The 23,720-nt window shown below is 54.0% G+C and carries 19 protein-coding genes; 11 read left to right on the forward strand and 8 right to left on the reverse strand.

What is annotated here, in order from left to right:
- Window positions 1-71: 71 nt before the first annotated feature.
- The 3 genes from A0G03_RS07830 to A0G03_RS07840 all read right to left on the reverse strand — a co-directional run bounded on the left by A0G03_RS07830 (window position 72) and on the right by A0G03_RS07840 (window position 3,027).
- Complete coding sequence (locus A0G03_RS07830) at window positions 72-1,742, reverse strand: methyl-accepting chemotaxis protein (protein WP_048259246.1); 1,671 nt, start codon at window positions 1,740-1,742, stop codon at window positions 72-74.
- Between the two features lie 272 nt (window positions 1,743-2,014).
- Window positions 2,015-2,632 carry an esterase gene (ypfH, locus tag A0G03_RS07835; protein WP_048259245.1) on the reverse strand — a complete coding sequence of 206 codons (618 nt, stop codon included), beginning with the start codon at window positions 2,630-2,632 and terminating at the stop codon, window positions 2,015-2,017.
- Window positions 2,633-2,799: 167 nt separating this feature from the next.
- On the reverse strand, window positions 2,800-3,027 hold the full coding sequence (locus A0G03_RS07840) for a DUF1272 domain-containing protein (RefSeq protein ID WP_048259244.1): 228 nt from the start codon (window positions 3,025-3,027) through the stop codon (window positions 2,800-2,802).
- Between the two features lie 230 nt (window positions 3,028-3,257).
- Between A0G03_RS07840 and A0G03_RS07845 the strand changes: the two genes are divergently transcribed.
- Together A0G03_RS07845 and A0G03_RS07850 are read left to right on the forward strand one after the other, a co-directional pair.
- Entirely contained in the window at window positions 3,258-6,218 is a 2,961-nt protein-coding gene (locus A0G03_RS07845) for an autotransporter domain-containing protein (RefSeq protein ID WP_048259243.1), read from the forward strand.
- A 158-nt stretch (window positions 6,219-6,376) separates the two neighbouring features.
- Window positions 6,377-6,748 (forward strand): hypothetical protein, encoded by a 372-nt coding sequence (locus tag A0G03_RS07850; RefSeq protein ID WP_048259242.1) that lies wholly within the window; start codon window positions 6,377-6,379, stop codon window positions 6,746-6,748.
- Between the two features lie 49 nt (window positions 6,749-6,797).
- On the opposite strand, the gene A0G03_RS07855 is transcribed toward A0G03_RS07850, so the two are convergent.
- A complete protein-coding gene (locus A0G03_RS07855) occupies window positions 6,798-8,600 on the reverse strand; it encodes an ABC transporter ATP-binding protein/permease (RefSeq protein WP_048259241.1) in 1,803 nt (600 codons plus the stop codon).
- A 74-nt stretch (window positions 8,601-8,674) separates the two neighbouring features.
- On the reverse strand, window positions 8,675-11,050 hold the full coding sequence (locus A0G03_RS07860) for a TonB-dependent siderophore receptor (protein ID WP_048259240.1): 2,376 nt from the start codon (window positions 11,048-11,050) through the stop codon (window positions 8,675-8,677).
- Window positions 11,051-11,464: 414 nt separating this feature from the next.
- On the opposite strand from A0G03_RS07860, the gene A0G03_RS07865 reads away from it, so the two are divergent.
- The 9 genes from A0G03_RS07865 to A0G03_RS07910 all read left to right on the forward strand — a co-directional run bounded on the left by A0G03_RS07865 (window position 11,465) and on the right by A0G03_RS07910 (window position 20,090).
- Window positions 11,465-11,986 carry a sigma-70 family RNA polymerase sigma factor gene (locus tag A0G03_RS07865; RefSeq protein ID WP_048259239.1) on the forward strand — a complete coding sequence of 174 codons (522 nt, stop codon included), beginning with the start codon at window positions 11,465-11,467 and terminating at the stop codon, window positions 11,984-11,986.
- Between the two features lie 9 nt (window positions 11,987-11,995).
- Complete coding sequence (locus A0G03_RS07870) at window positions 11,996-12,970, forward strand: FecR family protein (protein WP_223250583.1); 975 nt, start codon at window positions 11,996-11,998, stop codon at window positions 12,968-12,970.
- 170 nt (window positions 12,971-13,140) lie between these two features.
- A complete protein-coding gene (locus tag A0G03_RS07875) occupies window positions 13,141-14,022 on the forward strand; it encodes an energy transducer TonB (protein WP_048259237.1) in 882 nt (293 codons plus the stop codon).
- Between the two features lie 78 nt (window positions 14,023-14,100).
- Window positions 14,101-14,841, forward strand: coding sequence for a MotA/TolQ/ExbB proton channel family protein (locus A0G03_RS07880; RefSeq protein ID WP_039312242.1), 741 nt, complete (start codon window positions 14,101-14,103; stop codon window positions 14,839-14,841).
- Window positions 14,842-14,855: 14 nt separating this feature from the next.
- On the forward strand, window positions 14,856-15,278 hold the full coding sequence (locus A0G03_RS07885; RefSeq protein WP_048259236.1) for an ExbD/TolR family protein: 423 nt from the start codon (window positions 14,856-14,858) through the stop codon (window positions 15,276-15,278).
- Window positions 15,279-15,443: 165 nt separating this feature from the next.
- On the forward strand, window positions 15,444-16,808 hold the full coding sequence (locus A0G03_RS07890) for a TldD/PmbA family protein (protein WP_048259235.1): 1,365 nt from the start codon (window positions 15,444-15,446) through the stop codon (window positions 16,806-16,808).
- Window positions 16,809-16,842: 34 nt separating this feature from the next.
- Entirely contained in the window at window positions 16,843-18,288 is a 1,446-nt protein-coding gene (gene tldD, locus A0G03_RS07895) for a metalloprotease TldD (RefSeq protein ID WP_048259234.1), read from the forward strand.
- A gap of 65 nt (window positions 18,289-18,353) precedes the next feature.
- A complete protein-coding gene (gene trxA, locus A0G03_RS07900) occupies window positions 18,354-19,619 on the forward strand; it encodes a thioredoxin (protein WP_048259233.1) in 1,266 nt (421 codons plus the stop codon).
- 288 nt (window positions 19,620-19,907) lie between these two features.
- Window positions 19,908-20,090 (forward strand): hypothetical protein, encoded by a 183-nt coding sequence (locus A0G03_RS07910; RefSeq protein ID WP_189315245.1) that lies wholly within the window; start codon window positions 19,908-19,910, stop codon window positions 20,088-20,090.
- Window positions 20,091-20,131: 41 nt separating this feature from the next.
- Here the strand turns inward: A0G03_RS07910 and A0G03_RS07915 are convergent, their stop codons facing one another.
- The 3 genes from A0G03_RS07915 to purC form a co-directional block, all read right to left on the reverse strand.
- Window positions 20,132-22,204: a tRNA(Met) cytidine acetyltransferase TmcA gene (locus A0G03_RS07915; RefSeq protein ID WP_048259230.1), complete on the reverse strand. Its 2,073-nt coding sequence runs from the start codon at window positions 22,202-22,204 to the stop codon at window positions 20,132-20,134.
- A gap of 17 nt (window positions 22,205-22,221) precedes the next feature.
- Window positions 22,222-22,674 carry a DUF441 domain-containing protein gene (locus A0G03_RS07920; RefSeq protein WP_048259229.1) on the reverse strand — a complete coding sequence of 151 codons (453 nt, stop codon included), beginning with the start codon at window positions 22,672-22,674 and terminating at the stop codon, window positions 22,222-22,224.
- A 200-nt stretch (window positions 22,675-22,874) separates the two neighbouring features.
- Window positions 22,875-23,588: a phosphoribosylaminoimidazolesuccinocarboxamide synthase gene (purC, locus tag A0G03_RS07925; protein ID WP_015839428.1), complete on the reverse strand. Its 714-nt coding sequence runs from the start codon at window positions 23,586-23,588 to the stop codon at window positions 22,875-22,877.
- Window positions 23,589-23,720 lie beyond the last annotated feature (132 nt).

Consider the following 23,720-nt stretch of genomic DNA (forward strand, 5'->3'; position numbering starts at 1 on the left):
TGCAGGCCATTACGGCCTGCATTGCTTTCTTCGTGCTACACATTTTGGGGAACAGCAACACGATTCCTCAGTTAAAACGTTTCCCAATTCGCATTCGATGAGCCAGCAGATGTGGGTTTGGGCAAAAGCGATTTCGGTAATGCAGTAAGAGAAGGTGCGCTCGCCGCACGGTGTTCCTGCGTAGCAGCCTGATCAATTTTGAACACCTCAACCGCATTCTGCAAAAATCTAGCCTGCTCTTCCAATGCTGCCGCAGCAGAAGCCGATTCTTCAACCAGCGAGGCGTTTTGCTGCGTAACGCGATCCATTTCATTAACCGCCTGCCCGACCTGATCGATCCCTCGGCTTTGTTCATCCGACGCCGACGCGATTTCGCCCATAATATCCGTCACCCGGCTCACGGCGCTGACGATTTCTTTCATCGTATCGCCCGCGTCTTTCACCTGCACAGAACCAGTATTGGCACGACTAACCGAATCATCAATCAGCGATTTGATCTCTTTGGCAGCCTGAGCACTGCGCTGTGCCAGCGTGCGTACTTCTCCCGCCACCACGGCAAAGCCCCGCCCCTGCTCACCCGCTCGCGCCGCTTCTACCGCCGCATTCAACGCCAGAATATTGGTTTGGAAAGCAATGCTATCAATCACGCTGGTAATATGGGCGATTTTTTGTGAACTGTCAGAGATCTCATTCATCGTTTTCACGACATTATCGACGACAGTGCCACCTTTGTTGGCCGTTTCTGACGCATTTTTTGCCAGCAGCGTAGCCTGACGCGCGTTGTCTGAATTCTGTTTCACCGTTGAGGTTAGCTGCTCCATGCTGGCCGCCGTTTCCTGTAGCGATGCGGCCTGTTGCTCCGTACGCGAAGACAGATCGTTGCTGCCTACCGAAATTTCACTGGCCCCGGAATGAATGGAGTTGGAACTGTCACGAACCAGACTCACGGTACGGATTAATGACTGCTGCATATCGTGCAGCCCCGCCGCCAGTTGGCTCATCTCATTACGACCTGCGGTATCAATATGATGCGTCAGATTACCCTCGGCGATAGCGCTGATATGCCGCATGAGCGTACGCAGCGGGTGCAAAAGAATGCGCTGCAACCCGATCCAACTGAGAATAATCACCAGCACGACGACCACAGACAGTGCGCCCAAAAGCCACAGCATCGTTTCAAATGCGACGTGGTTTTCCTGTAAGCCATCATCCGACAGCTGATTTTGTGCCGCACGCCAAGTTATGTAGGCATCCTGCATCGCCACGTTAAACGGCGTCGCCCCACTACTCAATTTCATCGCCGCCCCCGCCAATCCACCGGAAAGCGAATCCACAATATCATTCAGTAGTTTGTCGTAAGCGGTATAACTCGCCTCAAGTTTTTTGGATAACGCGTCATCCAATCCGGGTGTATTAGGCAGAGACAAATAGTGTTTATAACTACTCTCTGAGGCGGCCAGTTGTGATTTAGCCTGCTGTAAAAGCGCCTGCATGGCCTCTTTATCCGCATTCCCCATCATCATGTTTTGTATAATAGAACCGATAGCGATGCGCGTCTGATTCATCATAATCCAGGCATCAGTAAAGGCGGCCACATTCTGGTTAGAGCGTTGAGAAACAAGGAAACTGTCTCTATCGCTCATCAATGCTCGAACGGATAGCGCCCCTGTTAAAAACTGAGATATTCCTAATACAAACAATAAAATAACAAGGATAGTAATGACTTTTATACGCTTAAACATGGCACACCCTCTTTTTCCATAAGGATGTGATATTTATATCCGAAAAAAGAAGGGAAATATTGAACACTCAACACAAATAAAAACATTGCCTATATTATTTAACATCAGAATATGGATTATATTATTTTTAATATGGATAAAATCTCATTCCAGAAAATATACTCTCTACATTAAATAGTGGCAGCGCCGAAAAATCATTACGCACACCGTACGTAATGATAACGAACACTGCCACATCAAACATCACCAATAAGATAATCTGATGAGTATATTTATTTCAGATAAACCAGCGCCTGCTTCAGCATCTGCTCATCAATACCGTGCCCGACACCGGGTGCGATATCCAACGTAAACGACGTCCCGAGTTCCTGAAAGCGATGGGCGGCAGCATGAGCATGCCCAACCACAATGACGCCATCTGCTTCACCGTGAATCAGATGCACCGCGACATCAGCAAAGGCTTTTTCTGGTAAAACGGCAAAGCGGCCGCTGAACGCAATAATATGCCCAGCCAGCGAGGACTCAGACTTCAACGCTTCCAGCGACATGATGCTCCCCTGCGAGAACCCCACCAGCACGATTTGTTCCGCGCTAATGCCACTTTGTTCCTGCCAGTGGCGCACGGTATCCACAAAACGCGGCAAGTTTGCTTCAATACGAGATAACCGATTCTCTTCCGTGACGCCCTGAACAGAGAACCACTGCCGCCCGTCGCCATAGCCAGTACTGAACGGCCCGGCAATACTGACCACAATCGCCTGCGGTAAGGCGGCAGCAAAATAGCGCCCAATCTGCGCCATGCCTGCGGCGGTATCACCTACGCCATGAAACAGCAGGATTAATCGATTTGCTTCTGAGGGTTGCTGAACAACAACATAATCTTGATTCACGTTTCTCTCCTGAAGGCATGCGTCAAACGCAACACCTGGCGACAGTCGTCATAAAGTAGGGTTAATTCTCACTATACGCCGCGTACTGACAGGAGAAATCGGGAATTACTGAACGAGATGTTCCATTTTTTGCAATGACAGAGGGAAAACCTCACAGCCTCGTCCTGTCAGTGCGGTTTGATAATACGGATCGTTGAGGCTGGATCGTTCGTCAAACAACGCGCCGGACGCACCGGCCGTTTGACCAATCCCCCACCGCAGTTCGGGCAGGCGTGGTGAAATACGGAATCCGCACAGTCAGGACAGAACGTGCACTCATAGGAGCAGATATACGTTTCGGCGTCCGGCGGCAAATCACAGTCGCAATGTTCACAGTTAGGGCGTAATTCCAGCATCGGCTTATCCTGATTCAACAAAAAATTATGGCGCTCTCGCTGTCACTTTTCCGTGGTTATTGCACAAAGATCAGTGAAGGAGACTGAGGTTCTTTTCTACCAGAAACCGCCCTTCATGCAAATAAGGTTTATACCCCGAAATAATGCATCGCATTAACGTCAACCTTACTTTCCAAATCCCTTTTTATTTGGGAGGCGGTTCCATGTTCTAGAAATGCAGGGAAAATAAAATGACAGCAGCAGCGCAGCTATTTTCATTAAAAAAGAATGCGTCGTTAAAAAGAAAAACATTTCGGCAATCCATCATCGCTGCCAATATCAGTATCGCATTGCTGATGTTGGCAGGTTGTGGCAGTAGCGGAGGAGGCGGCGGTGAAACCGCCAGCGTCGCGCCAACGTCACCATCCCCAACAACACCGACGACACCTACCACACCCACGACGCCAACCACGCCGGAAACGCCGACAGCCTCCGCCGTTAAAGTCGGAATTATTGATTCCGGTCTGGAAGCTGGTCGGCCAGAATTTAATTACGGCAACCTGCATTTTTCATCGTTTATTGGAGGCAGCCCGCAACTTAACGATGATCAAGGCGTTAACGGGCACGGTACGCTGGTCGCACTGGCGCTGGCTGGTTTGGCGACGGAAAGCTATGCGGGAGGCGTGGCACCAGATAGCGAACTCTACATCGCACAAGCATCGGCAAACAATCGCTTTAACTATCAAAACACGACGTCCGCCGTGAATTGGCTGCTCAATTCAGGCGTGAAAATTATCAATATGTCCTACGCCGCGGATGAGCGACTCACCACCACCGCAGAGCTGAATAATGCCAGTAACAACTTTAGCTATCTCTTAGTCCGTAACGAATTGAAAAGCATCGTCGATGCCGAAGCACTGAGCATTGTCGCCACGGGGAATAATGCTGGTTCCACCCCCTCGCCTAATACTCAGATCCCACTGATTTTTGGTGATGCCTCGCTGCAAAAAGGCATTCTCGCCGTTACTGGCTACATCCCTGAATGGGTCGGGCAGGAAGGAACCGAGCGCCCTGCTGAACTTTACCTTTTTGATAAGTGCGGCAATGTCGCGGCCTACTGCATGAGTGCGCCAGGCTATGTGGATTATCCCGTTGCAGGCAGCAGTTCGTCTGAACGTTCGCACGGCACCTCTTTTGCCGCACCACGCGTTGCAGGCGGGGCATCCCGAGTACAGGCGGCCTATCCGTGGATGACCGGCTACAACCTGCAACAGACATTACTCACCACCGCGGCCTACCACACCGATGGCTATACCCGATACGACGCAGAGAATTCTTACTACGAAATCATCAGGGACAGCGGAGGTAACGTCACAGGAAGTATTTTCCATCCCGCTTATATCGCGGTAGCCGATACCGCCAACGGACGCCCTTATAACGATACCTTTGGCTGGGGCGATCTGGACGTCGATAAAGCCGTAAAAGGCCCGGCAATGTTTTATGCCGATAACTTCACCGCTCGTTTAACCGCAGGCGATTACACGTTCGCTAACGATATCAGCGGCGACTACGGCCTGATCGTCAACGGCGCCAGCAATGCGGGTGGCACTCTGCATTTGACCGGCACCAACACTTATAAAGGTGATACACAAATCACCGCCAACCGTTTGTACGTTGACGGATCAATTGCGGGTAACGCCAGCGTATCCGGCTTCGGCACGCTAGCAGGAAAAGGCCGGATTGGCGGTAATGTGAATAATACGGGTATCGTTGCCACCACAGCAGAAGGCGGACTGACCGTCGCAGGTAACTATACTCAGGGCAGCAGCGGCCTGCTGAACGTGACACTGGCAAATCCGTTTACCATAGAGGGAACGGCTACGTTAAATGGTGGATTACGCGTTGGCCTGCCCAGCAACACCTACATCGTCCAAACGCAGGAAACGCTGCTGCACAGCAATCAGGGCATCAGCGGCACTTTTAGCACCACCGACCTCGGGCTATTCCTGACAGGAAACCTGACTTACGGCAGCAACGATGTCACGGGCGCATTCAGCCGCCTCAATACCGTAGACGCGGTCATCAACAGCGGCTTGCAAAGCGCCGCACAATTGCAGACCGCTGCCAATATCGAATCGGCGCTACAGGTTGCCGACCGCTGGTCAGCCTTATCCTCGACCAGCGAGCAGCAATCCAGTTTGCTGACGAAAGCCGCCGCATTCCAGCAGTTAGGCAGCGCGAGTGCCGCAGCCATCGCGCTGGATTCACTGTCTGGTCAGGCGCATGCATCCAGCAATGCCATTCTGTTTAACAGCCTGGATTACCAGAACCAGTTACTGAATAACCGACTTGATCTGTTAGGGAACGGGAAGAACTACGGGCTATGGATTGAAACCGGAAAGCTGCGCGGCGATCTGAAACAGTCCGGCTATCTGGGTAGCCATTACGATATCACCCTGACGGCCATCGGTACGGATACCGATTTCAACACCCCAGGATTACGCGCCGGGATTGCCTATACCAACAGCCAGATCAAAGCAGACTACGACGGTAGCGGCGGCAGTAGTGAGAATGAGCTGCACGGAGTAATGACCTACGCGCGCTACAACCTCACGCCGGAATGGTTCGTTCAGGGCAACCTGAGCTATCAGCACGGCCGCGATAAGCTGAAGCGTTCTATCTTGCTGAATAATGTCGAAGCCGTTTCCAGCAGCACGTCAAGCGATAGCTGGCAGAGCCTGCTCAAAATGGGATACGAATTTGCACTCAACGATATTTTTAGCGTTCAACCTTATGCAGGACTCAAATACAGCTACCTGTCTACTGGCGGATTTACGGATACCGGCAGCGCATTGGGTCTGACGGGAGAAGGCAACGACTATTCGCGTACCGTGGGTCTGACAGGGCTTAATCTGCGCGCCCTGCTGCAATGGAATCAGCGATGGTGGAGCAGCGTCGGCGTTAGCGGTGAGTACCAACATGCGTTTACCAACCCATCGCTTGATGTCTCCGCCCGCTGGAGCGGACTGGGCCGCGAAGGAGAACGCCTCGATATACCGGGCATTCGACTGGACAAAGACTCGCAGTGGGCAGGCGTGAGGCTGGACGTGGGTAAAGCAGCGGATGCACGTTTCTTCCTGCGTGCTGACAAACACTTTGCCGATCGCGGTAACGAAGAAGTGTTGCGCGGCGGCGTCGACGTTTCCTTCTAATCATCCATGACGCTGGCGGCATCTCCGTCGGCGTCAATTTGATATCCACGCCGTCACCGAAAAGAACACGTTATATTAGAAAGTGCAGACTCACTCTTTTTAGGTATCCTTTTTCTACCATATCAGCCACCACAATTCTGAAACAAAGGAAGTAAGAAATGGCACAGGACAGAGATGAAATCTATCGACTCGTGGGCGAACTGTTGCGCAGCATCCAAGATGGCGATCCAACTGCTTTAGTAGATTTTGGCGTGAGCCCGGCTATTTACGAAGAGATTCTTGAGGAATTGGATAGCGTGGGGGAAAACATGGCGGAACTGACGCTTCCGCCTTATAACATAGCTTTTACACCAGATAGAACGGGCAGGATTCCCCTGTGCAGTTACGCGATGGACGCCTCCCCTCAGCGCAAGAGAGTGGAATGCCAGCTCTGGTCTAGAGAGAAAAAGACCGAACTGACGTTAATTGCCGACTACCCAGAGAAACCGGGGAAAACGTCTCTGCTTTTCCGACTCTTAGAAACGCAATAACTCCGCCCCTGTTTGAGCGGAATTATTCCATTGAAGACAGCAGACAGCATCACTCGCCGCGCCAGGCCAAACCACGTTCACTAAATGCCCTATCCGAATCTGGATGCGGCGGTGCGTCATCGCCCATATGAGTATCCCTCTCATGCCGACGGTCACTTTCGGCTAACGGTGTCAGGTGTAAATGATGAGTATGCAAAGCCGCCAGCGATTCCCGATGCGCTACGCTGATAATCGCGCTGTCAGGTAAGGCAGTGACCAATGCCTGATACACCAGTTGCTCTGTCTCAGGATCGAGCGCACTGGTCGCTTCATCCAGAAAAACAAAATCTGGCCGATGCAACAATGCACGGGCTATCGCCATTCGCTGCTGCTCACCGCCGGATAACCGCTGCTGCCAGCGATCTTCCTCATTCAACTGTGAGGCCATGTTCGGTAATTCGCTGTCGATGAGCGCCTGTCGGCATTGTTCGTCGGTAAAATCCCGCACATTGCCGGGGTAGCACAACGCCGCTTTCAGCGTTCCCGTCGGGAGGTAGCTTTTCTGCGGTAAAAACAGCGTGCGGCAGTGGCGAGGCAGTGCAATCGCCCCGCTACCGTGCTGCCATAGTCCGGCACAGGCGCGCAGCAGCGTGCTTTTACCCACACCGGATGCGCCGTTAATCATCCAGCGTTCACCGGGCAAGACCTGCCAGTCATCTAACGCGGTCAGCGCACGGCCATCCGGCGTTAACAGCCGCAGATTCTCGCAGGAAAACCCAAGGCCATCGTGTTCCGTCACCCGAATAGGTGATGATGTCCGCACGCTTTTGTTCAGCGCTTCTTCCATATCCTGCAAACGCTTCGTCAGCGCCAGCCAGCGTGTGAAGGACTGATACGCCTGCATAAAATAGCTCAGCGTCGCCCCCAGAGAACCGTAAGCCATCTGAATCCGCGTTAAATCGCCAAAGGTGAGCTCGCCACGTAACAGCTGTGGCAGCGCCAATAGCGTCGGCAACGGTGAAAGAAAATGGCTAAACAGGCTCTGACCAAACGACACCTTAAAACCACGCAGCAGCACAGACAGCGCATTGTCACGCACGCGAGCGAACCGCTGAGCCAGCCGCTCGCCTTCCCGCGCCCCTCCCTGATAGAAGGCAATCTGTTCCGCGTTTTCACGTAACTGAACGCCCAGAAAACGGAAGTCACCTTCCGCATTCTGTTGGTTCATATTCAGCTTTATCAACGCCTTACCCAGCCAGTGTGACAGCGCAACCTGAAGGATATATTCGATATAGAGGGCGTAAACCATATAACCGGATATCGCCCAGTCGCTGCCCATAAACGAGAAACGCAGTACCCCAGAAACCGACCATAGCAGCGCCGTGTACGTGACGGTGCTGATGACGACCGAGATAAGGCCGAGAAAAAAATTCAGCGAGGCCGACACCAGTTCGTTAACGTCATCGGCGATACGCTGATCGATATTCGACAGCGCACCGTCTCTCTCTATTTCGTAATAAGCCGATGTCCCCGTCCAACGCCGGATATAGTGGAGCGTCATCCAGGTACGCCAGCGCAACGCCAGATAGCCTTGACTGAGTACGTTTATCCATCTCAGCATCATCGCGCTCAAACCGAGGATGAAGCTGAAGATAAACAGCGGCTTTATTTGCTCCCAATCCAGCCCAATCAACGCATCGGTGAATTTCCCCGAGACTCGGTTCGCCTCCACGCTGATGTAGGCCGTACCCAGATTGATGCTAATAATCACCGCCAGAATAAACAGCGCCAGATACTTCTCTGGCGTCTGCCAATAGGGCATCAGAATCTGGCCGATGCCCGGTTTTGTCGTACTCGTCTCGCTTGCGTTCATGCGCCGTTTCTACCTGCTGATTCGTGTGAATGACCGTTCTCGTTATTTGTCTAACAGATTGGCCGAACGGATTATCAGAACGAATACGTCCCAGTGAGACGCCACGTCCGCCCTTCCTTCACTCCGATATACAGCGGCGTCGTGCTGGTGTAGTAGATATCGCGATCGAAGACGTTATTGACGCCCAGCGTCAGCGACCAGTCAGGCTGGCGGTAAAACACCGATGCATCGGTTGATGCCGAGCTGCCGATAGTGAAGACGTTATTGGTCGGGCCGTTCTGCGTTTTCGATGAACCGCTGATACCGACTGATGCACCGGCACCCTGATAGCGTCCAGACTGCACTTCATAAGACGTCCACACGTTTCCAGAGTGGCGCGGCGTAATCGTGCTACGAACGGTGGTAGGATCCTTATTATCCGAGTAGGTATAGCTGGCCGTGACATCCCATCCCGGCAACAAAGAACCATTCAAATCCACGTCAAAGCCTTCGCTCTTTCTCCCCGTGGTCGCAATCGGGAAACCGTTTCTATCCGTTACCGCCAGGTTTTTTTGCTCAATGCTGAATACGGCTGTCGTCAGCGTGAGGTTGTCATCAAGCAGGTTAAACTTCAGCCCAGCTTCTTTAGACTGCCCCGTCGTTGGCGGGAGCTGGACACCAGAGCGTGAAACCTGCGCGCTGCCGCTAAAGCTATTCAGCAAGTTGGCGTAAATCGTAACGTCCGGTGTGATATCGAAGCTAATGCCGTAATTGGGGATCCACTTGGTCGCGGTATACGTAGATGCTCGCGTTCCCACCAAATAGCTGTTGTTCCATGTCGAGCGCTTCACCGCCAGTTGGAAATGCAGGCGGTCAAAGACATCGATCTGATCCTGGAACAAGAAACCACTTTGAATCAGCTTGGACGTGTACGTCCGGCTATTCGGTTCACCGATGCTGGGGAACACCAGCGAGTCTGGGTTATACACGTTCCCATTGGTCATCAGGATAAAGCTGCCGTCATAGCTGGCGTAGCGTTCATGCTTATAGTCATGACCGACCAACAAGGTCTGAGTGACGGGCCCGGTTTCGATTTTCCCGCGAATATCATTTTGCTGGCTCCACGTCTGATTAGTGGATTTATAGGCCAGCGGGTGGCTGATTTTGTTGCCATTGGCGGCGATATCCAGCGTTTCGTTCATCTTCATCTGCGAAGCTGTGCTCTGGAAACCCGCTTTACTATTAAATGTCCAATCGTCGACGAGCTTTTGCTCCAATTCATAATAGGCATTCGTCGTTTTCATCTTGTTATGATCGTCTTTATCCCCCAGACGATATTCCGGCAGCTTCTGTATTCTTCCGTTAGCGTAAATCGTCCCGGCAGGTCCCGATTTACGTGCCTGATTGACTTCCGCACCAACGGTGATCCGCGTATTGTCGTTTTTCCAGGTCAGCGCTGGGGCTAAATAATCACCGTGGTTACCGTTGTAATCAGGAAAGGAGTGCTGAGATTTCATGGTTGAGGCATTCAAACGGTAGCTGAACGCTTTATCGTCCGTGATCGCGCCGCCCAGATCGATAGCCGTTTTAAATTCACCGTAGCGCGCCGCCTCGACTTTGAGGACATGCAACGGTTCGGTTACCGGTTTTTTACGCACAACGTTAATGGTTCCCGCGGCGGAGCTGCTCCCCGCGAGCACCGATTGTGGCCCTTTCAGCACTTCGACACGTTCGACCCCCTCAATCGCCGTGCCCTGACCAATACCGGCATTGCTGGAGCCCGACAGGCCATCCGTCGCACCGGACGTTACGGCATAGCCGCGCATCCAATACGTAGGCGCACCACGGTTTGATTGAATGGTGACCACGCTGCCCGAGTTTTTTAACGCCTCTTCCAGCGATGTGGCCTGGCGGGCAGTAATCAGCTTATTACTGATTACCTGAACCGACTGTGCCGTTTGCTGCAACGACGTGCTGGTGCGTAATGCCGAAGAGGAGGTGCCGGGGTTCAATACGGTTTCATCTTCACTGCCTGCGCTGACGGTAATCGCTGGTAGCGTTTTATCACTCGCCTGCGCCACTTCTGCATCATTAGCGCGGGAAGAAACAATGGTCAGCGTGCCATTACCCGTCGTCGTCAATAATAACGGCGTACCTTGCAGCAAGCGTAAAATAGCCTGACGCGTTGAATAATTGCCATTCAGCGCGGCACTCTGATAATTCGCCACCAGCGCAGGATTAAAAGAGAGCGTCTGTTTGCTTTGATTGGCGATTGCCAATAGCCCTTTTTGCAGGTCGCCAGCAGGAATAGAAAATGCCACAGTGTCATTTTCACCCGCCGCATAGACGGTCATAGGAACGGTCGTCGCCCCCACGAATAACGCAGAATTAATCGCCAACATATTAGTGAAGAATAAGCGTTTCTTAAAACCCAACCCCAGAGCGGGAGAGGCAGTATTACGTTTTTTCATTTTTCCCTCGTCAATTGCTTCAAAAAATCAGTTTTTATTGGTCTTCGTATGATTTGTGCAATGACGATGAAAAAGTGACAGCGGGAAAGTCATTTTTCCCGTAATTATTTTTTCTCGGTAGAAAACAGATTGATTTGGAAAAACCTTTTCTCTGTATTTTTAAATATAAAAAATGAATCACTCTACTCTTATGAATCGTATTTTTTATCTCCCGCTAAGAAACATCCAGAAATAGCAATTTACCCATTCCAGTCAGTAACAGAACATTTCTAACTAACGATAGAAAAAAAACGTGGTTTGACTCCTGCAAATTTTGACTTAAAAACAGCACAGGACGCATCGTTCCTTTTGTTCTGCGGCCCTGGGGTATCCCGGTTCAAGCATTGTTGTGATTTACGCGATTTAAGGATGCCCATGTACACAGAGGCTGTTAAAAAACCCGACTTACTGTCACTGATATTTCGCAGCGATTATCGCTGGCTAACGGAAAGATTACGCCGCCGTATTGCCTACGGCTGTGAAGCGGAAGATGTCGCCTCAGAGGCATTTTTACGTTTAGCCTCGCTACCAAATCTTGCCAACGTACAGGAACCGCGCGCGATGCTAACCACACTCGCCAAACGCGTACTGTATGAAAACTGGCGTCGCCGCGATCTGGAAAAAGCCTATCTCACCGCGCTGGCGAGTAAACCTGAATTTCACCATCCGTCGCCGGAAGAGCAACAGCTGTTGATGGAGGCGCTGCTCACTATCGATCAAGCGCTGGATGGGCTATCCACCAAAGCACGGCAGGCATTTCTGTTCAGCCAGCTTGATGGCATGACCTATGCCGACATTGCCGTACAGCTCGATGTCTCCGCCAGTATGGTGAGAAAATATATCGCCAAAGCGCTGACCAACTGCTATCTGGCCACGCAGGACAGCAGTGACTTATAGGTGAACCGCATGGCAAGACGACACATGGATGACCCGATTGCCGAACAGGCGATTGAATGGATGGTGCTGCTGCGTTCCGGCGAAGCAACACAGACCGATTACGATGAATACCGCCGCTGGCGATACGAAAACCCTCTGCATGAGCGCGCCTGCCAACGCATCGAGCAAACGCTGGGGAAATTTCAGCCTCTTCTCGCCGCACTGCCTCACGAACCGATTCGTCAGGCGTTATTAGCACCCTCAGGTCGGCGCAAAGTCCTGCAATATGGACTGGGCATGGTGGCTGTCGCCTCGCTAAGCAGTCTGCTACTTAACCAGCATTACCCCCTGTCACCGCTTCTGTCCGATGTGAAGACTGCCACGGCACAGCGCCAGCAGGTTCCACTCAGCGATGGCAGCACGCTCATGTTGAACGCGCGTACCGCCGTCGATATCAACGTTGAACCAGAAAATACCCTTCGTCAGGTCGGCATTCTCAACGGTGGTATCTTCGCGAAGATTAAGTCGGATGCACAGCGCCCTTTTATTATTGATACCCACATGGGCAATATCGTCGCACTTCAGGCCAATGTGAACGTGCGTTATGAAAGCGGCGGCATCCACGTCGGCGTGCTGGATAACATCGCCAAGGTGACTAACCATGCAGGGCAAAGCCTGCGCCTTCACGCGGGTCAGGGCGTCTGGTTCGATCGCTCAACGCTCTATCAGGTTGCCGTCACGCCGGAGGCAGAAAGCGCCTGGATGCAGGGTCGTCTGGAAGTCCGCGATCGCTCGCTGGCGTCGGTCATCAGCGAGCTGCGTGATTACACTCCCGGCATTATCCGGTTAGATCCCGCTATCGCCGATCTGCGCGTCAGCGGCAATTTCCCGCTAGATAACCTGAACTACACGCTGGATTCTCTGGCGCAAACCATGCCCATCGCGATTGTGCATACCACCGATTACTGGATACATATCCGCGCCGCCGACGCCAGACGCGTATAAGCGATGGCTCGCAAAGGTGGTAGTCAGGGATGGCAAGCCGCAAAAAATTTCACGCACGTGGTGACACTTTTCCTGCCTCGTTGCACATCGTTAATAGAGGTCATCACAATCCCGATGTTCAGGGCGGCATAAAGCGCTCAACACCGTAAGCAAGAGCAGCAGAGGAAAACGTGCAACAGGCATCCGTGCAACACCTTTCATTAAACGCGCGCGTTGATGCGGCACCCGCCGCACGGCGTGACGTCGCACCCGCACAGCCGTCGCGCAGCATGACGGTGGCAGCGCCCGCCCGGGGAGAAATGGGGAAGATTGCGCTCAGCTTTCTGACGGTTGCGCTGATCCATGCAGGTGTCGCCGCCTTACTCATCACGCGAACCACCGAATACACACCGATCAACCTGCTCAATCCAGCAGCCAGTATCAGCATTCAGGCCACGATGGTTGACGCACCGGAACCTGAACCGATTCCTGAACCGTCGCCGGAGCCACCCGTGCTGACATCAGAACAGGGTGAACGTGAAATTGCGCCCGTTCCTGAAAAGCCAGTCGTTGAGGAACAGCAAACGCCACCGCCTCCGGTCAAAAAAGAGGTTCACCAGCCGCCGGTTAAGCCAGTGGTAAAACCGCAGCCCGTCCGCCAAAAAACCACCGCCGAGCGTCAGCCTGCGGCGCGTCCGGCGCCGGAGCCGTCTCCCGCCGCACCGGAAGCGACGCCAGGCCCGCTGACGACAGCCAGCAAAGGCAATCTGATGCAGAACAGCCCGGGGGCGCAGCCTAAACAGGTCGCATCCGTTGGCTGTGTCGTCCCGCAACCTGACTACCCTCGCCGCGCCAAGCGTCTCCAGCAGGAAGGCAATGTGCTGGTTCGTCTGGTAATTAGCCCAGAGGGACGACTGATTCGACACGACATTGCTCGCAGTAGCGGCTATGACGCCCTCGATCAGGCCGCGATTGAAGCCGTGGCGCAGGCACGCTGTACGCCTTACCGCGAAAATGGACAGGCCATTACCGTCATGACGATTCAGCCCGTTAATTTCCGGCTGACTCACTAAGAAAGCACCTGCGTTGAAATAGCGCATCCGCCGTTTCGCAAACACGCCCGAATCAGGTTATTGCATAAGAGGTCATATATGAACACGTTAGATATCCACCATTTCTGGCAGCAGGGCGACGTGGTCACCCACTCGGTAGCCATCATTCTGCTCATCATGTCGCTGCTGTCATGGACGGTCATGCTGCTCAAAGCACGACAGCTGTTCGCCTTGAACAAGAGCGTGCAATACAGTCGGAATACCTTTTGGCAGGCAACCAGCCTGCAAGAGAGCGTCGAGAAATTCGGTAAGCAGCGTTTTAACCCGTTCCGCGATCTGGTGATCGAAGGACATGCGCTGCTGAAACACCCACACAAATTCTCTTCCACGTTGGGCGGACACGTCGATCTCAGCGACTGGCTGGTGCGCGGCCTGAGCAACACGCTGGACACCAACTCAGGCAAACTGCAATCCGGCCTCGGCACGCTGGCATCTATCGGCAGTACCGCGCCGTTTATCGGCTTGCTGGGCACCGTGTGGGGCATTTTTCACGCGCTACAAACCATCAGTACCATCGGCCAGCCCGATCTGGCTCAGGTTGCTGGCCCTGTCGGCGAAGCCTTGATCATGACGGCGTTTGGCCTGTTCGTGGCGATTCCCGCTGTACTGGGATTCAACGCGATCAACCGCCGCAATCGCATCGTTCTGCATGCCATGAATCGCTTTGCGCACGATCTGCACGCTTACCTGCTGACTGGCGCACGCGTGGATACCAGTATTACCGACCTTAATAGTGCGGCGCGGTATGAGCCGACTCACCCCGTTGAGCGCTCCGCCTGAAGAGGAACATAGCCATGAGTATGTCATCCCCGTTTGAAAGTCAGGAAGACGCCCTGCTTAACGACATCAACATGACGCCGTTTATTGATGTCATGCTGGTGCTGCTGATCGTGTTCATGATCACCCTGCCGGTCATTAATCATGCCGTCAAAGTGGAACTACCGCGCGCCAGCGTCGAAAAAATCAAGAAAGATCCACAAGCTGTGGATATCGCGATTACCGCAACCGGACAAATGAACTGGAATAAAGAAGCGGTCGATGATGCCCAACTGATCGCCAAACTCGATGCGGCCTCAGCCGAAGGCACTCACCCGAATATACGGCTGTTTGCCGATCAGGCCGTCGAATATGGTCGGGTAGCGTATGTCATGACGAATGCCCAGCAGCGTGGCCTGAGCAAAATCGATTTCGTCCTGCAACCCGCCAAAGCCCCCTGACTTCCTCTTTCGCTCTGGTGCTGACAGCCTCGCCAGCATCAGAGCGCATCATCTTCTCCATCATCCGAATGCCTCAGCGTAAAAAAAAGTTTCGGCCTGCGGTGACGCTTTTCTTTCTTCGTTGCACATCATGAGTAGAACACTGTCACGCATGGATACCGAATAATGTCTTCTCTTGATGAATCCCCCGTTCTTGCTACGCCGCAGACCGACACGCTTCAGTCGCTGGCCGGAGACGTGCTGAACTTCGCGGCCGCAAAAGGCGCGAGTCAGGCGGTCGTCAGCGTCTCGCAGGGAAACCGCCGCACCATCCGCGTCAGGAACGGCGATATTGATACGCTGACGCAAAACCAAAGCCGCTTCCTGTCCGTTACGGTCTACTTCGGCCAGCGCGCAGGTACCGTTTCTTCGACCTTGTTTAGCAAGGAAGCGTTGCAGGATGCCGTGGACGCCGCCAGCACGCTGGCAAAATATGCCGATGAGGATCCGTGTAGCGGCCTGCCGGAAGCGCAGCATTTTGCCCGTGATATTTACGATCTTTCGCTGCACAACGCCTATACGCTGACAGTTGAGCAAGCACTGTCGCTGGCACTGCGTGCCGAGCAGGTCGCCAATACCACGCATGAGCATGGCTACAGCGAGAGCACGGAAATCACCTCGCAGCAGGGAGACTTTATTCTGGCGAACTCTGCCGGTTTTTCGGCAGGTTACCCAACATCGTTACACACCCTATGGAGCCATGCGATTGCGCGTAATGATACACAACGCCAGCAGGGTTTCTGGCACACCACCGGCAGAGCGCCGTCTCTGCTGGCCTCGCCAGAGACTATCGGACATACCGCCGCGCAACGTGCGGTGGCACAGCTAGGTGCACGAAAACTCTCAACCCGCCGCTGTCCAGTGCTGTTTGACGCCCCTGTGGCGCACAGCCTGATTCATCATCTGGTCGGTGCGCTGAGCGGCGCGGCGCTTTATCGATCCACGTCATTTCTGGGTCAGTGCCTCGGTGAGGCCATCACTGCACCGCACCTGAGCCTGTATGAAAATCCGTTTATTCCTGGGGCACTGGCTAGCGCCTGCTTTGATGCCGAAGGCGTCGCCGCGACTCCGCGGCATGTCATCCACGATGGCATTGCACAAGGCTATTTTCTCTCAAGCTACAGCGCTCGACGCTTGGGGCTCACGACGACCGGACACGCAGGTGGAGCCTATAACCTGAGTGTCAGCAGCAGCCAAAGTCGCGCTGGCGATGACTTGCCAGCGCTGTTGCGCCAGATGCACACAGGACTGCTGGTCACCACGCTGCTAGGACACGGACTGAACCCAATGACGGGCGACTATTCGCAGGGTGTGGCGGGCTTTTGGGTCGAAAACGGCGAAATTCAGTATCCGGTCGAAGAGATCACCATTGCAGGCAACCTGAAAACGCTGCTCCTGCACTGTGTCGCGCTCGGGGCGGACATCCACACGCAGGGCAATCTCTCCTGCGGTTCCCTATTGATTGAAGAGATGCAGATCGCCGGGCAGTAATCCCACATCGCGTCACAGAAACAGGATCACCATCATGGCAATACACGCTTCCAGAGCGCCAGTCTCACCTGCGCTGTCGGCATTTTCGCTGGAAACGACGGAGATAACGCACGCACTGAACCACATCATGCAGCGTCAGGTGGACTATGCCGATCTCTATTTTCAGCGCCGCCAGCAGGAAGGCTGGCAGTTAGAAAACGGCATCGTGCGCCCAACAGGATTTAGTCGCGATCAGGGCGTTGGCGTCCGCGCCGTCAGCGGCGAGAAAACGGCGTTCTCCTACACGAATGACCTCCGTCCGCAGGCGATTCTGCAAGCGGCCAATACCGTAAGAGAAATCAGCCGTCAGGGACAGAACGCCACGGTGGCATTACCCGCATCGCTGCCGCACGGCACAACCGCACTCTATCCGTCAGACAATCCCTTACTGGCCGTAACCGAGGAACATAAACGTCAGCTTCTGCTCTCGATCGACAGACAGGCGCGCGCCCGCGATCCCCGCGTGACGCAGGTAACGGCCTACCTGAATGCTTCACACGAAACCATTCTGATCGCCCGACATGACGGTCGGCTCGCCACCGATGTTCGCCCGCTGGTGAATCTGGTCATCAATGTCGTCGTCGAACAGCAGGGTCGCAGGGAGAATGGTTCCAGCGGTGGCGGGCGACGCCTCGACTACCGATTCTTTGCTGACGAGACGGTCAGCCAGTGGGTTAATCAGGCTGTCGATCAAGCGCTGAATAATCTGGATGCCAGTCCGGTGCCAGCAGGCACTTACAGCGTAATCCTCGGTGCAGGTTCGCCCGGCATTTTGCTGCATGAAGCTATCGGGCACGGGTTGGAAGGCGATTTTAATCGCAAAGGCAGTTCCGCATTTTCCAGTCTGTTAGGAGAACGCGTCGCCGCGCCGGGCATTACCGTCGTGGATGACGGCACGCTCGCCAACCGGCGGGGTTCGCTGCATGTGGACGATGAAGGCACGCCGTCGCAGTGCACGACATTAATCGAGGACGGCATCCTGCGCGGGTATTTACAGGACAGCCTCAACGCCAGACTGATGAATACCGCCCTGACGGGCAATGCACGTCGGGCTTCCTACTCCGCGCTGCCGCTGCCGCGCATGACCAACACCTACATGCTGGCAGGACAATATCCCGCCGAAGAAGTGATCGCGTCGGTCAAAAATGGCCTCTACGCCGTCGGCTTCGGCGGCGGGCAGGTTGATATCAGCAGCGGGAAATACGTTTTTTCCACCACCGAAGCCTACCTGATTGAAAATGGACGCGTCACTCGCCCGGTTAAAGGTGCCACGCTGATTGGTCACGGACCAGAAGCACTGCTGCACGTCGCGATGGTGGGCAACAATCTGGCGTTGGATGACGGCAATATCGCCTGTACCAAGGAAGGCCAATCCTTGCCCGTCAGCGTCGGCCAGCCAACGCTTCGTATCGACAACATGACCGTAGGCGGCTCGCAGTAAGCCGTGCGTCACGGTTCATTGCTCCCTACTTAACTTACTCACGATTTTCTCTAAACGGAGACACCATGTCAGACGCCATTATCACTGCCAACGATACCTCGCTGGATGCGTTGCTCACGACTAGCGACAAACCCATTCTGCTCGACCTGTGGGCACCCTGGTGCCAGCCGTGTAAAACGCTGGCTCCTCTGCTGAACACGATTGCCGATAACACGCCAGACAACCTGACCGTCGCCAAGCTGGATGTGGAGCAATATCCGGCATTCATGCAGCGTTTTGGCGTGCGTGGTATTCCTACGCTGCTGCTGTTTAAAAATGGGCAAGAGATTTCACGGCAGATCGGCGTGAAAACGCTGGCACAGCTACGCGGCTGGCTGGAATCGCACGAGATTGCGATACAGAACACCGCACAGCCGCTGGCAGACACTCGCGTTACGTGGAGCACGTTCTATGGTGATGCTTCACTGCACACTTTCCTCCACCAGCGGCTACGTCAACATGCGGCGGACGGTAATATCGAACACGCATTTTCCCCCTACTGGCAGGACAACAAAGGCTCAGTCTCTGCTGCACTGGCGCACAGTGCAGATATTCGCATCTTTGAACGCATCACCGGATTACCGGCCGCACTCGGGCTGCTGCTGGAAAAACTGCCGAGCACCACACCAGAACAGGTTGATGCCCTCTTTGCGGCTCTCGCTCCGGGAAAAACGGTAGATGGCGTGGCGCTGCAATGGCTGCACCACTGGTTAAGTCACGAAGGAAATCCGTGGTCTGACTGGCTGGTAGATGAAACCGTAGACGGCTTGCGCCAGCAGTGGATTCAGGCAATTTCACGGCTGTTAGCGGGCGAAGCCGTGGCAGAAAGCGAATGGACGGCACTGCATCAGCAGGCAATAAGCTGGGAAGAAAAAGCGGCTACCGAACTGGGCCTGGAAAAGAATATTGCAACAATACTCGCCAGCCTATCGCCGCCGCCTGCCGCGTCCGACGCTGATAGCTGGCGCAGCATCAGCACCACTCTTGGCTTCGCGCTGGCGCAGATCCTGCAAATTAAAGACGGATGGAGCAGAGAAGAACGCGCAACGCCAGATAAGCGCTTCCGCTGGTTTCAGGCACAGGAAGACGCCACGCCGAGCAAAAAACTAACGGATGAGCAAATTACCGCGCTACGTGAACAGTGGCTTCAGGAGAACTCGGATTTTTCCGCGAAAGAGGACGCATTTTATCAGCGCTACCCACAGCTGTCAGAAGCGCAGAAAATCCCCTTGCAGGAAACGCTGTGGGAATTGCTTCGTCGTGCACCCACCTTCAAATCACAGCTGGACTGATACCGTAGTCTGCACCTTCATAACGCGGCGTTGACGCGTCCTTCTGATAATCCATGATGCTGGCAGCCACGCTGTCAGCGTCAGCGTCAGCGTCAGCATGATAGCGAAAAAGTAGATACGCCTGCCGCCACTCCAATAAACCTGATGATTCAATAGTAAAAAAATGGTCGAATAGCCATGACAAGTAACGATTAACATTGTTATCGAGGCACGGTTAAGGCCGTTGTTCGTGGGTTTAAAAGGATTCAGACAACACATCCACACACTGTCCTACTCGGGTGAATAACCATGCAAGACGAATCAACGAAAAACTATTTTGAAACCAGTGATGGAGCCGTTCGCATTTGGATCGAACAAGGCACATCTATCCAGATCCAGGCAATGACAGAACATCACGATCCCGTTGAGCTCTCTGCATCGGAAGCATTGGAAATAGCAAACGTGCTGCAAAAATTCGCGACGCGTCTCTGACAAAATTACGCGATGAGCAGCTTTAGTGTTGCTATCTATACCTACATTACGCTTCTTCGCCAGCGCTCGCACCGTTGCGCATCAAGATCGATTAGCGCACTGGTGGTTTCTTCTCGCCAACGCTTCAGGAGCGCCTTCTTGCCCGTTAGCCCTAACGTAGCAGCCGTCTGTTCGCTTTCATCCGGTGTTTCCGCCAACAGACGTAGCGCAGGCTGCGGCAACGAGGAGTGGATCAGCAGGCGGCAGATCGCGGCAAAACTAGCCTCCATAGGCCGATGCGCAAACGCAAATCCCGCCAGCTCACGCCAGTCGTCGTCATTCAGCGCAATACTTTCGGTATACAGCTCCGTATTTTCCGTCTGCGGCAGTGCGAGGCTCAGCGGAATCATGCGTTGTAGCCAATACCAGTCACGCGCCAATTGCTGGCTTCCCTGCTGCGCCAGTTCATACCCCGCCTCACTTAGCGGCAGTATCGCCATCGCGCTATAGCAGCCACTACTGGCCTCAAGATGACTGCCGATACGCACCAATTGAAACCCACACGATTCCCAGAACACCCACAGATCTGGCTGATAGCCGAAGCTAACCGACAGATAATCCAGCGCCTGCTGTTGTGCCTCACGAATCTGCTCTTCGATTAATGCTCGCCCTATCCCCTGTCGGCGAGATGACGACGCAATCGCAATCCGGCTCACGCGACGTGCACGCAGCATCGGCGCATTCCACAGGCCAGCATGCGCCGCCAGCGATTGCGCCACCAGATTACCGCGCGGGCGTCGCCGTCCAGCCCAGACGTCATGGGCCAGTGACTCAGACAGCCCGCCTTCCTCCACCAGCCACAACACGCCACAAATATCATCCGCCACCTGTGCGCTGGCAATGTGCATGCCCGGCGCATCCATCAGACGGCGCAGATCCAACGGCGAGGTACGATAATGAGCACTGCACAATAGCGCGTAGCACCACGTCAGGCGTTCGGGGTGTGCCAACCAGTCGTCGGCACGTTCAGTTCGAATATTCAGTTCAGCAGAAGGCAGAGTCAGAGCGCCATCAGCGAGATTCAGCGGAGAATGAAGCAAGGCTGGTTCGTTGAACAATAGCGCCTGATCCAGCACGCGTTCTAGCGGATCGTTAGCGGCCCAGCGCAGAGGATCGTCCAGCGAAAATACGCGACACTGCGGCAATGCCGCACAAAACTTCAGCAGAAAACCCCGGCCCGTGCCTTCATACCCCTGCACCGTCGTGGTCATCAAAATACGAGGAAAATAGGGCAACAGCGCAGTCAGTACAGAAGACGGAATCGCCGCCGCTTCATCAATCAGCAGCCAATCAACATCAGGTGCACCATGAAGGCGACAGTGTGCCAACAGCGCATCCGGTGCCCAGAATGGCGCATCGCCGCGCGCGTGCTGTTGCAGAATATCCGTCGCCGAACGGGAAGGTGCGGTGATCCAGCAGACTCCGCGACTACGCTGCGTCAGCATTCCCGCCAGCGTCGATTTTCCCCGCCCGCGCGGTGCAGTAATCACAAATACGCCAGACTCGGCCGTATTCAGTTCATGCAAGATGTGCTGCTGTTGCGCGGTCGGTTCACCCTGCGCAGGCAGCCAGTCTGCTCTTACAGCCAGTGGCGGAATCGCGGGTTCTTGACCTTGTTGCCAGAGAACCACATCGTCATCGGCCAGCAGCTGTCGCTGAAAATGCTGAATAAAGTGCGGAGTAGCAATCGGCTGCGCGTTTTCGCTCCAACGCAGGCTGTCTTGATCCGGCAGTGTCGGCCATTCCTGCCACGACGGAACCAGCATAATCAGCCAGCTACCAGCCTGTAGCGTGCCAGACAGCATCGCCAGCGCTTCGACATCCACACCGCTGCGCGCATCAAATACCGCGTGAAGAAACTCTCGCCCCAGTAATGTCCGAACACGACTGGCTGGCAGCGAAGTGACAGAGTCAGGTGCGTGTTCGCTAATCCATAGCCAGTCGCCCGTTGACTGGCGGCTAAGCGTTAGCGCCTGTTCTTCACACCAGTTCGCCTCACCGCTCAGCACCAGCAGTCGCCGGACGCCATAGCGTTGCTGCTGGTGTTGGCTGTGGAGAAAATCACGCAATATCATCACACGCGCCAGATCGGTCAGGTCTTGCCGATCAGCAGAGAAAGTAGCCCTGCGGCGATCAGCGGCCCGACGGGCACACCGCGAAACAGCGCCACGCCCATGACGGTTCCCACCAGCAGCCCCGCTACAACCGAGGGTTGGTTGCTCATCAGCGACACACCGCGTCCGCCAAGCCAGGACACCGCGACACCAATCAGAATCGCCAGCAGAGATTTCCAATGCAGGAAGGAATGCATCACTTCACTGGCGGTAATTTTTCCGCTGGCAATCGGTGCCATCACGCCAATCGTCAGAACAACGATACCGATGCTCAGACCGTATTTTTCTACCCACGGGAAATAGCTGTTCAACGGCGTGATGCGTATCGCCAGCAGCACCAGAATCGCCAGCGTGACGGTCATGTTGTGGCTGATGATACCCAGCCCCGCCAGGACGAGCAGAATTAACAACGTTGGATCGAAGTAAGCCATGGATGAGAGTCTGTCGAAAGTAGTCAGGTTGCGCGTTAAGCAAACCGCGATAATAGCACTAATCGGAGTGAGGGACAGGTCAGCAAATCATTCGGACAAAGACGAGAAGAGAAAGGCGGTTTTTCGAGAGGGAAATAGGTAAAACATTCAGGTCGCCAGTATATTGCCGATTAGCGACCTGAACGTAAACGATTGCGCAGTTAGTCTAATTTTACGCCGATACGGTGCGCAACTTCTTCATACGCTTCAATCAAACCACCAAGGCTCTGACGGAAACGGTCTTTATCCATTTTGTTCAGCGTTTCTTTGTCCCACAGGCGGCTACCGTCTGGTGAGAACTCATCACCCAGCACCACTTCGCCTTTGAACAAACCAAACTCCAGCTTGAAGTCGACCAGAATCAGCCCAGCGTCGCCAAACAGTTTGCTCAGCACATCGTTCGCTTTGTAGCTCAGTTCCTTCATGCGAGCCAGATTCTCTTCGTTCACCCAGCCGAACGTCTTACAGTAAGATTCGTTCACCATCGGGTCATGCATGGCATCGTTTTTCAGGAACAGATCGAACAACGGCGGATTCAGCTCGATGCCTTCTTCGATACCCAGACGTTTTACCAGCGATCCCGCCGCGCGGTTGCGCACGACACACTCGACCGGCACCATCTCCAGTTTCTTCACCAGCACTTCATTGTCAGACAGCAGGCTCACCATTTGGGTTGGGATTCCGGCTTCTTCCAGTTTGCTCATGATGAAATGGTTGAACTTGTTATTCACCATTCCTTTACGATCAAACTGCTCAATGCGCGCACCGTCTCCTGCTGATGTATCATTGCGAAATTCCAGCACCAGTAGATCGGGATCTTCGGTGGTGTAGACGGTTTTCGCCTTTCCACGATACAGCTCAGCTAGCTTTTGCATCTTTAATTACTCCACACAGTGAGGGTCAAAAAATACGACCCGATATTTAACGCTTCCCCGAACGGTTGCCGATAGCGCCCGTCAATTAGGGTAGAGATTGTTGAATGAAGAAGGGCCGGATAATCCGACCCT

The sequence above is a fragment of the Pectobacterium peruviense genome, assembly GCF_002847345.1.
Taxonomy (GTDB): domain Bacteria; phylum Pseudomonadota; class Gammaproteobacteria; order Enterobacterales; family Enterobacteriaceae; genus Pectobacterium; species Pectobacterium peruviense.

Excerpts from the sequence above, each read along its gene's own strand:
- A0G03_RS07830 (WP_048259246.1), bottom strand. The coding sequence starts at position 1,742 with ATGTTTAAGCGTATAAAAGTCATTACTATCCTTGTTATTTTATTGTTT.
- A0G03_RS07840 (WP_048259244.1), bottom strand. The coding sequence starts at position 3,027 with ATGCTGGAATTACGCCCTAACTGTGAACATTGCGACTGTGATTTGCCG.
- A0G03_RS07845 (WP_048259243.1), top strand. The coding sequence starts at position 3,258 with ATGACAGCAGCAGCGCAGCTATTTTCATTAAAAAAGAATGCGTCGTTA.
- A0G03_RS07850 (WP_048259242.1), top strand. The coding sequence starts at position 6,377 with ATGGCACAGGACAGAGATGAAATCTATCGACTCGTGGGCGAACTGTTG.
- A0G03_RS07855 (WP_048259241.1), bottom strand. The coding sequence starts at position 8,600 with ATGAACGCAAGCGAGACGAGTACGACAAAACCGGGCATCGGCCAGATT.
- A0G03_RS07860 (WP_048259240.1), bottom strand. The coding sequence starts at position 11,050 with ATGAAAAAACGTAATACTGCCTCTCCCGCTCTGGGGTTGGGTTTTAAG.
- A0G03_RS07865 (WP_048259239.1), top strand. The coding sequence starts at position 11,465 with ATGTACACAGAGGCTGTTAAAAAACCCGACTTACTGTCACTGATATTT.
- A0G03_RS07870 (WP_223250583.1), top strand. The coding sequence starts at position 11,996 with ATGGCAAGACGACACATGGATGACCCGATTGCCGAACAGGCGATTGAA.
- A0G03_RS07880 (WP_039312242.1), top strand. The coding sequence starts at position 14,101 with ATGAACACGTTAGATATCCACCATTTCTGGCAGCAGGGCGACGTGGTC.
- A0G03_RS07885 (WP_048259236.1), top strand. The coding sequence starts at position 14,856 with ATGAGTATGTCATCCCCGTTTGAAAGTCAGGAAGACGCCCTGCTTAAC.
- A0G03_RS07890 (WP_048259235.1), top strand. The coding sequence starts at position 15,444 with ATGTCTTCTCTTGATGAATCCCCCGTTCTTGCTACGCCGCAGACCGAC.
- tldD (WP_048259234.1), top strand. The coding sequence starts at position 16,843 with ATGGCAATACACGCTTCCAGAGCGCCAGTCTCACCTGCGCTGTCGGCA.
- trxA (WP_048259233.1), top strand. The coding sequence starts at position 18,354 with ATGTCAGACGCCATTATCACTGCCAACGATACCTCGCTGGATGCGTTG.
- A0G03_RS07910 (WP_189315245.1), top strand. The coding sequence starts at position 19,908 with ATGCAAGACGAATCAACGAAAAACTATTTTGAAACCAGTGATGGAGCC.
- A0G03_RS07915 (WP_048259230.1), bottom strand. The coding sequence starts at position 22,204 with ATGATATTGCGTGATTTTCTCCACAGCCAACACCAGCAGCAACGCTAT.
- A0G03_RS07920 (WP_048259229.1), bottom strand. The coding sequence starts at position 22,674 with ATGGCTTACTTCGATCCAACGTTGTTAATTCTGCTCGTCCTGGCGGGG.
- purC (WP_015839428.1), bottom strand. The coding sequence starts at position 23,588 with ATGCAAAAGCTAGCTGAGCTGTATCGTGGAAAGGCGAAAACCGTCTAC.